The sequence below is a fragment of the Streptomyces sp. NPDC002623 genome (assembly GCF_053592635.1).
The window spans coordinates 1-8,861 of sequence record NZ_JBSFWB010000089.1; the positions used below are offsets into that span (position 1 = coordinate 1).

General features: G+C 75.8%; 1 protein-coding gene. It reads right to left on the reverse strand.

What is annotated here, in order from left to right; translation table 11 throughout:
- On the reverse strand, nucleotides 1-8,861 hold an 8,861-nt coding region (locus ACWD4O_RS48465), incomplete at both ends, for a type I polyketide synthase (protein ID WP_451289550.1).

An 8,861-nucleotide genomic window follows, 5' to 3' on the forward strand; every position in this document is an offset into this window, starting at 1 on the left:
CGCGAGGGCCAGCACCGGCTCCTCGTCACCGGACAGCACCAGCGAACGCGGACCGTTCACCGCCGCCACCGACACACCCACCGGCAACTCCGGCAACTCGTCCTCCGCCGCCTGGACAGCGACCATCGCGCCACCCGCAGGCAGCGCCTGCATCAACCGCCCCCGCGCCGCGACGATCCGGCACGCATCCGCCAACGACCACACACCCGCCACATACGCGGCCGTCAGCTCGCCGATCGAATGCCCCAGCAGGACGTCCGCCCGCACACCCCACGAACCCACCAACTCGAACAGCGCCACCTCCAGCGCGAACAACCCCGCCTGCGTGAACACCGTCCGGTCCAACGCCTCCCCGTCCGAGAAGACGACCTCCCTCACCGGACGCTCCAACAACACATCCAGCCGCCCGCACACCTCATCGAAAGCAGCCGCGAACACGGGATACGCCTCATACAACTCCCGGCCCATACCGAGACGTTGAGAACCCTGACCCGAGAACAGGAACGCCGTCCCACCCTCGGTGACCGTCGTGCCGCCGCTCACCGTGTCCAACTGGCCCAGGAAATCCGCCTGTTCACGCCCGACCAGAACCGCCCGGTACTCCAGCCCGGCACGCGCCGTCGCCAGCGAGAGACCCACGTCCACCGGACGCAGATCCGCCGCACGCACATGCTCCGCCAGCCGCCGCGCCTGCTCCCCCAGCGCCTCCGCCGACCGCGCCGACACCACCCAAGGCACCAGCCCCGGCACATCGTCCGACGGCACCGCCTCGGCGGCCTCCGGCGCCTGCTCCAGAATCACGTGCGCGTTGGTCCCGCTGATCCCGAAGGCCGAGACGCCCACCCGCCGGGGACGGTCGTCGGCCCGCGGCCACTCCCGGGCCTCGGTCAGGACCTCCACCGCGCCGGTCGACCAGTCCACCTCGGACGTCGGCTCGTCCACATGCAGCGTCTGCGGCAGCACCCCGTGCCGCATCGCCAACACCGACTTGATCACACCCGCCACACCCGCGGCCGCCTGCGTATGACCGATGTTCGACTTCACCGAGCCGAGCCACAACGGCCGCTCCCCCGACCGACCCTGCCCATAGGTCGCCAGCAGCGCCTGCGCCTCGATCGGGTCGCCCAGGGCGGTCCCCGTGCCGTGCGCCTCCACCAGGTCGACGTCCGCGAGCGTCAGCCCGGCACCCGCGACCGCCTGGCGGATGACGCGCTGTTGCGAGGGCCCGTTGGGCGCGGTGAGCCCGTTGGACGCGCCGTCGGAGTTCACGGCCGAGCCACGCACCACCGCCAGCACCTGATGGCCTCGGCGTTGTGCCTCCGAGAGCCGGGTCAGCACCAGCACGCCCACGCCCTCGCCCCAGCCCGTGCCGTCGGCGCCGTCGGCGAAGGCCTTGCAGCGGCCGTCCGGCGCGAGGCCGCCCTGGCGGGCGAAGGCGCCGAAGGCGTCGGGGGTGGCCATCACGGCGACGCCGCCCGCGAGGGCGAGGTCGCACTCGCCGCCGCGCAGCGCCTGCGCCGCCAGATGCAGGGCCACCAGCGACGACGAGCACGCCGTGTCCACCGTCAGCGCCGGACCCTCCAGGCCCAGGGCGTAGGCGATCCGGCCGGACAGCACGCTGCCGACGGCTCCGGTGAGGGCGTAGTCCTGTCCGGAGTCCAGGGTGGTGAGGAGGGTGCCGTAGTCGTGGGAGCCGGCGCCGACGAAGACTCCGGTGCGGCTGCCGCGCAGGGACAGGGCGTCCACGCCCGCCCGCTCCAGCGCCTCCCAGGACGTCTCCAGCAGGAGCCGCTGCTGCGGGTCCATCGCGAGGGCCTCGCGGGGCGAGATCCCGAAGAACGCCGCGTCGAACTCCGCCGCGTCCGGGAGGAAGCCGCCGGTCCGGGAGAACGGCGCGTCGGGGGCGATGTCCCAGCCGCGGTCGGCGGGGAAGTCGCCGATGCCGTCCTTGCCGGCGGCGATCAGGTCCCAGAGCTTCTCGGGGGTGGTCGCCCCGCCGGGGTAGCGGCAGGCCATCGCGACCAGGACGACCGGGTCGTCGGTGAGCGGTACGAGGGCCGCGGAGGCGGAGGCGGAGGCGGCGGAGTCCTCGGAGTCGCCGAACAACAGGCTGCCCAGCCGGGCCGCGGCCGCCGCGGGTGTGGGGTGGTCGAAGACGAGGGTGGCCGGCAGCCGCAGGCCGGTCGCGGCGGTGAGCCGGTTGCGCAGTTCGACGGCGGTCAGCGAGTCGAAGCCCAGGTCCTTGAAGGGCTTCGCCGGTGCGACGGCCTCGGCACCGGTGTGGCCGAGGGCGGCCGCCGCGGCCGTCCTGACCAGGTCCAGGAGTTCCCGGTCGCGTTCGGCGGCGGGCAGCCGGGCCAGCTTCGCGACCAGGTCGGGCCCGTCGGCGTCGGCCGGGTCCGGGGCGGTGGCGCGGTTCGCCTCCGGGATGTCGTCGAGCAGGGGGCGCGGGCGGGCCGCGGTGTAGGTCGCGGCGAAGCGCTCCCAGTCCATGTCGGTGACCGTGAGGGCGGTCTCGTCGTGGTCGAGGGCCTGCTGCAGGGCGTCGAGGGCCCGGTCCGGGTCCATCGAGCGCACTCCGCCGCGGGCGAGTTCGCGGGCCAGGGCTTCGTCGACCATGCCGCCGCCGGCCCAGCTGCCCCACGCCACCGACGTGGCGACGAGTCCGCGCCGGCGCCGGTCCGCGGCGAGCGCGTCGGCGTAGGCGTTGGCGGCGGCGTAGCCGCCCTGGCCGGCGCTGCCCCAGATCGCCGCGCCGGAGGAGAACAGGACGAAGGCGTCGAGGTCGTGGCCGGTGAGGAGTGCGTCGAGGTGGCGGGCGCCCACGGCCTTGGCGGCGACGACGTCGGCGAGTTCGGCGAGGCCGGTCGCGGCCAGCGGCGCGTTGCGGCTGACGCCCGCGGTGTGCACGACGGCGGTGATCGGGAAGCGGTCGGGCGTCGAGGCGAGCGCGGCGGCCAGCTGGTCGCGGTCGGCGACGTCACAGGCGACGACCGTCACCTCCGTGCCCGAGGCGCGCAGTTCCTCGGCCAGTTCGGCGGCGCCGTCGGCGGCCGGGCCGCTGCGGCTGGTCAGCAGCAGGTGTCCGGCACCCGCGTCGGCCAGTCGGCGGGCGATCCGGGCGCCGAGGGCGCCGGTGCCGCCGGTGATCACGACGGTGCCGTCCGGGCGGGGCCGCCAGGAGCGTCGTCGTCCGGCCGACCGGTCCAGGGGTGCGCGGACCAGCCTGCGCACATAGAGGCCGGCGGGACGCAGGGCGTACTCCTGCTCGTCGGTGTCGTCGGTGAGCGCGGCCCGCAGCAGGCCGGCGGCGCGGTCGTCGGGGTCGGCGGGCAGGTCGACGAGTCCGCCCCAGCGGGTGGGGTCCTCCAGGCCCGCCACCCGGCCGAGTCCCCAGAGTTGGGCCTGGTCGGGGGCGGTGACCTGGTCGGAACGGCCGATGCCCACGGCGCCCTGGGTGAGGCACCACAGGGGCGCGTCGACGTCGGCCTCGCGCAGTGCGGTCAGCAGCGTCACGGTGTCCGCGACGCCCACCGGTACGGCGGGGTGCTCCGGATGCGGCCGGTCGGCGAGCCCGAGCAGGGACACCACGCCGGTCCAGGCGATGTCCGCGGCGGCCCGGCGGAGGTCCGCCGGGGTCGTCACGGCCGCGTCGAGCGCGGTGGCCGCCCAGCGGGCGACGGCCGCGTCGGGTTCGTCGGTCACCAGCAGCCAGTCGCCGGTCGGGGCGGCCGCGGCGGGCTGGGCGGCCGGGCCGGCCGGGGTCCAGGAGACGCGGTAGCGCCAGCCGTCGAGAAGCGCGGAGTCCTTGCGCCGACGGCGCCAGTCGGACAGCGCGGGGACGAGTTCGCCCAGCGACCGCCCGTCGGGGAGGGCGAGTTCGGCGGCGACCGCGTCCAGGTCACCGCGGTCCACGGCCCGCCACAGCGGCGCGTCCTCCTCCATCCGACCGCCGCTCCCCGCCGGGGCGGGCTCGGGCCAGAACCGGACGCGCTGGAAGGCGTACGTGGGCAACTCGAACGGGCGGACGCCGGTTGCGTCGGTGCCGCCGAGCACCGTCCGCCAGTCCACCGGAGCGCCCCGGACGAACGCCTCGGCCAGCGAGCGCAGGAACCGCTCGGGTCCGCCGTCGTCCCGGCGAAGGCTGCCGACGGCGGCGGCGGTCGGGCCGATCTCGTCGACGGCGTCCTGCACGGCGGGGACGAGCACCGGGTGCGGGCTCATCTCCAGGAACACGTCGTGCCCCTGGGCGAGGAGCTGTTCGGTGACCGGCCCGAACAGGACGGGCCGGCGCAGGTTGCGGTACCAGTAGGCGGCGTCCAGGCCCGCGGTGTCGAACCGTTCGCCGGTCGTCGTGGAGTGGAACGGGATCCGGCCCGGGCGCGGCGCGATCCCGGCGGCCAGTTCGGTCAGCCGTGCCTCGATCAGCTCCACCTGGGCGGAGTGGGAGGCGTAGTCGACGGGGATGCGGCGGGCCCGCACGCCTGCCGTCTCACACTCGGCGAGGAGTTCGTCGAGCGCCTCGGGTTCGCCGGCGACGACGGTGGAGCGGCGGCTGTTCTCGGCGGCAACGGAGATCCGGCCGTCCCAGCGGCGGATCCGCTCGGCCGTGTCGGCGGGCGGCAGCGCCACCGTCATCATGCCGCCCCGGCCGGAGAGTTCCTCGGCGATGAGCGTGCTGCGCAGAGTCACCAGCGCGGCGCCGTCCTCCAGGGACAGCCCGCCCGCGACGCACGCGGCGGCGATCTCGCCCTGCGAGTGGCCGACCACGGCGGCCGGTTCGACGCCGCAGGACCGCCAGAGCCCGGCCAGCGACACGCTCACCGCCCAGGAGGCGGGCTGGAGCACGTCGACCCGGTCCAGGCCGGGCGCGCCGTCCGTCTGCCCGATGACCTCGGCGAGGGACCAGTCGGTCAGCGGGGCCAGCACCTCGGCACAGCGGTCCATCCACTGCGCGAACACCGGCGAGGACTCCCACAGCCGGGCGGCCATGCCGGCCCACTGCGCGCCCTGGCCAGGGAAGACGAAGACGACACGGCCCCGGGTGTCGGCGGCGCCGCGCACCACCCGCGGGTCCTCCGTCCCGCCGGCGAGCGCGGCGAGCCCCGCCGCGCGCTCATCGGGTCCGTCGGCGAGCAGCACGGCCCGCTCCTGCCACAGCGCCCTGGTCGTCACCAGGGCCCGGCCGACCTCGTCCGGCGCGGCCTCGGATGTCAGGGGGCGCAGCCGGTCGGCCTGGGCGGCCAGTGCCGGGCCGGAGCGCGCGGTCAGCACCCAGGGCAGCAGCGGGGAGTCGAGGAGGGGCGGCTGCTGCTGCTCGGCCGGGGGCGCCTCGAAGGGGACGGGCTCGGGCGCCTGCTCCAGGATCACGTGGGCGTTGGTGCCGCTGACGCCGAACGCGGACACCCCGGCCCGGCGCGGCCGGTCCACGTCCGGCCAGGGCCGGTCGGCGGTGAGCAGTTCGACCGCGCCCTCGGACCAGTCGACCTCGGGGGTCGGCTGCGGGGCGTGCAGGGTCCGCGGCAACTGCCCGTGCCGCATCGCGAACAGCATCTTCAGCACGCCCGCCATGCCGGCCGCGGCCTGGGTGTGGCCGAGGTTCGACTTCACCGAGCCGAGCCACAACGGCTGATCGGCGGACCGGCCCTGCCCGTAGGTGGCCAGGAGCGCCTGCGCCTCGATCGGGTCGCCCAGCCGGGTCCCCGTGCCGTGCGCCTCGACGGCGTCCACCTCGGTCGGCGCGAAGCCCGCGTCGGCCAGCGCCTGGCCGATGACCCGCTGCTGGGCGGGCCCGTTGGGCGCGCTGAGCCCGTTGGACGCGCCGTCCTGGTTGACGGCGGTGCCGCGCACCACGCCGAGGATGTCGTGTCCCAGGCGGCGGGCGTCGGAGAGCCGCTCCAGCAGGACGGTGCCGACGCCCTCGCCCCAGCCGGTGCCGTCGGCGTCGGGGCCGAAGGCCTTGCAGCGGCCGTCCACGGCGAGGCCGCGCTGCCGGGAGAACTCCAGGAAGATCTCCGGGCCGGACATCACGGTCACGCCGGAGGCCAGCGCCAGGTCGCACTCGCCCGCGCCCAGCGCCCGCACGGCCAGGTGCAGGGCGACCAGCGAGGAGGAGCAGGCCGTGTCGACGGTCATCGCGGGCCCTTCGAGCCCCAGGGTGTAGGCGATCCGGCCGGACAGCACACTGGACGCCGTCCCGGTCAGGACATGGCCCTCGACGTCCGCGGAGCCCAGCAGGTCGGAGTAGCTCTCGCCGTTCGATCCGACGAACACGCCGGTACGGCTGCCGGCGAGGGAGGACGGCACGATGCCCGCCCGCTCCAGCGCCTCCCAGGAGGTCTCGAGGAGCAGTCGCTGCTGCGGGTCCATCGCCAGCGCCTCACGCGGCGAGATCCCGAAGAACTCGGCGTCGAACTCCGCCACGCCGTCGAGGAAGCCGCCCTCCCGGACGTAGCTGGTGCCGGGGTTGCCCGGTTCGGGGTGGTAGATGCGGTCGAGGTCCCAGCCCCGGTCCGCCGGGAAGGGGCCGATGGCGTCCCCGCCGTCGAGGACGAACCGCCAGAGCTCCTCGGGGGTCCGCACCCCGCCGGGGAACCGGCAGGCGGCCGACACGATCACGACCGGATCGTCCTGGAGGCGCACGGCCGCCGCACCCGTCCGCTGCCCGCCGCCCACGGCCCGGGGGCCTGCCAGCACCGCGGTCAGGTGCTCGACGAGCCTGCCGGGCGTGGGATGGTCGAAGATCAGACCGGTCGGCAGCCGCTTCCCGAGGGCGGCGGCGAGCCGGTTGCGGAACTCGACGCCGATCAGCGAGTCGAACCCGAGCGACCGGAAGGTCCGGTCCTCCGGCACCCGGTCGGCGCCCTGGAGCCCCAGCACGGCGGCGACCTCACCGCTCACCAACTCACCGAGAGCCACCCGGAGTTCGTCACCGCTGAGCCCACTGAGCCCGTTGAGCGAGTCGGTCACGGGTACGGCGGCGGCGCGTTCGAGCTCCCGCTGCCGGGCCCGGCGCACCTCGGGAACCCCGGTGAGCAGCAGGCTCGGCCGCCCCGGCCCGAAGCCGGCCGCGAACCGCTCCCAGTCGACGTCGGCGACGGTCGCCGCGGGTTCGCCCTCGGCGACGACCCGCCCGAGGACGGCGAGCGCGGCGGCCGGGTCGAGCGGCACCAGGCCGGTGCGCGCGAGCCGTTCCCGGGCCGCGTCCGTGTGGGCGGCCATGCCGCCGCCGGCCCAGGAACCCCAGGCGACCGCGGTCGCGGGCAGCCCGAGCCCGGCCCGGTGGACGGCCAGGGCGTCCAAGCAGGCGTTGGCAGCCGCGTAGTTGCCCTGTCCGGCCAGCCCCACCGAGCCCGCGAAGGACGAGAACAGCACGAAGACCGCCAGGTCCAGGTCCCGGGTGAGCTCGTGCAGGTTCCATGCCCCGGTCACCTTCGCCCCGGCGACCGCGGCGAACCGCTCGGGCGTGAGCGCGTCCAGCACCCCGTCGTCCAGCACCCCCGCGGCGTGCACGACACCGGTCAGCGGTCGGTCGGCGGGCAGCCCCGCGATCAGCGCCGCGAGGGCGTCCCGGTCGGCCACGTCACAGGCGGCGACGGTCACCTCCGTACCCGACGCGCGCAGCCGCGCGATCAGTTCGGCGACGCCCTCCGCTGCGGGGCCGCGCCGGCTGGTCAGCAGCACATGCCCGGCCCCGGCCTCGGCCAGCCACTGTGCGAGATGCGCGCCCAGGGCCCCGGTGCCGCCGGTCACCAGCACGGTGCCCTCGGCGGGCAGCCGCAGACCGGCGGTGCGCTCGTCGTCGGCGCGCGGCCGGACGGCGGCGGCCCGGCCCAGCCGACGGCCGAACAGTCCGGCGGCCCGCAGCGCCACCTGGTCCTCGTCCGTCCCGCCGGCGAGCACGGCGCACAGCCGGGCCCGCGCGACGTCGTCCAGCCCGACCGGCAGATCGACGAGACCGCCCCACCGCTCCGGATGCTCCAGCGCCGCGACCCGCCCCAGGCCCCACACCTGGGCCTGCGCCGGAGCCGACAGCACATCGGACGGACTCACCGACACCGCCCCGCGCGTCACACACCACAGCCGCGCGACGCCACCCAGATCGGTCAATGCCTGCAACAGGACGGCAGTGGCGGCGGCGCCCGAGGACGGCCCGCCGTCGAGCGCGAGCAGCGACAACACTCCCTGCGCGTCCGCGTCGAGCGCGGCCCGCAGCACGTCCGCGACCTCGCCGCGATCGGGCGCAGCGGGGTCGACCTCGACCGTCACGGGCAGCGCGCCGTGCTCCCGAAGGGCAGCCGTCACCTCCCGAACGACCTCCTCGTGGTCCCCGCCCACGGGCACGACCACGGCCCAACCGCCGCTCAGGGAGGGCCGGAAACCGTCCGGCACGGACGCCCATTCGACGCGGTAGCGCAGCGGATCCCCGGCGGACGCGGCCGCCGCCGCGGCCGGCTCGAGCCAGTAACGGCGACGCTGGAAGGCATAGGTGGGCAGTTCGACCCGGCGGGCCCCGTACGGGGCGAAGAACGCGGCCCAGTCCACGGCCAGTCCGGCGGCGTGGAGAGAGCCGACGGCGTTCACCGCGCTGCGGACTTCCGGCTGATCGCCCCGCAGCACGGGAGCGACGGCCACCCCGCGCTCCCGGCCCTGCTCGGCGAGGGTGTCGTGGGCGAGCGAGGTCAGGGTGCCGGCCGGCCCGAGTTCGAGGAAGTGCCGCACGCCTTCACCATGGGCGGCGCCGACCCCGTCGGCGAAGCGGACCGCCTCCCGGACATGCCGCACCCAGTACTCCGGAGTCGTCAGCTCCTCGCCCGCGATCCGCCCCGACAGGTTCGACACCACCGGAACACGCGGCACAC